This window comes from Bradyrhizobium sp. 14AA, from assembly GCF_054185205.1.
Genome location: NZ_JAVAYM010000071.1, coordinates 1 through 1010 on the forward strand (window position 1 = coordinate 1; position 1010 = coordinate 1010).

Sequence of the window (1010 nt, forward strand, 5' to 3'; positions counted from 1 at the left end):
TCAAGCCTTGACATAGGTGTCGGTACGGAAGCCCTCACCCGTGGTCATGACCGCCCAGCAGATCCTTGCCAGCTTGTTGGCGAGAGCCACGGCGACCAGCCGCTCGGGCTTCCTGGCTCGCAGCGCGTTGATCCAGTCGGCGAAAGCACCTTTGCGCCTGCCTGCGACACGCAGCACCGAGGTCGCCCCCGTGACGAGCATTTTGCGGATGTAGCGGTTGCCTTGCTTGGTAATTGCGCCGAGCTTCTCCTTGCCGCCGCTCGAATTTTGCCGAGGCGTCAGGCCGAGCCATGCCGCGAAGTCGCGCCCCGACTTGAACACGCCCGGATCGGGGACACTGGCCGCGACCACCGACGCAACCAAGGTCCCAACGCCGGGAATCTCGTCGAGCACGCGGCTGATCGGATTTTGTTTGTGCGCCCTGGCGAGTTCCTCTTCCACGGTCGCGATCGACAGGTCGAGCCCTTCCAGATGTTGAGCGATGCAGGCCACTGCAGCCGCGGCAATGGGCGGAAGTGCAGCATCAGCCTTCGCCTGCGCCAACAGTTCATCGACGCGGCCGATGCCCTTGGCAGCGACAATGCCGAACTCGGCAAGGTGGCCGCGCAGGGCGTTGACCGCCATCGTGCGCTGCTTGACCAGCAGCTCGCGGGTCTTGTGCAGCATCAGAACGGCTTGCTGGTCGGCACTCTTGATCGGTACGAAGCGCATATCCGGTCGCGACATCGCCTCGCAGATCGCCGCCGCGTCAACCGCGTCATTCTTGCCCCGCTTGACGTAGGGTTTGATGTAAGCCGGCGGGATCAGAACGACCTCGTGTCCCATCGCGACCAATTGGCGAGCCCAATAATGCGCCGAACCGCAGGCCTCCATGCCAACCCGGCAGGGCTCGATCTGCGAAAAGACCTCATGCATTTTCGAACGCTTGACCTTGCGCGAGATTGACCGGCCGCCCTCGCTCTCGAGCCCATGAACCTGAAAATAGTTCTTGCCCAGATCAATCGCCGCTC

The 1010-nt window shown here is 63.0% G+C and carries 1 protein-coding gene; it reads right to left on the reverse strand.

Annotation, left to right across the window (positions count from 1 at the left end):
* Positions 1 to 1002 carry an IS110 family RNA-guided transposase gene (locus tag RAD15_RS43345; protein WP_458184787.1) on the reverse strand — a complete coding sequence of 334 codons (1002 nt, stop codon included), beginning with the start codon at positions 1000 to 1002 and terminating at the stop codon, positions 1 to 3.
* Positions 1003 to 1010 lie beyond the last annotated feature (8 nt).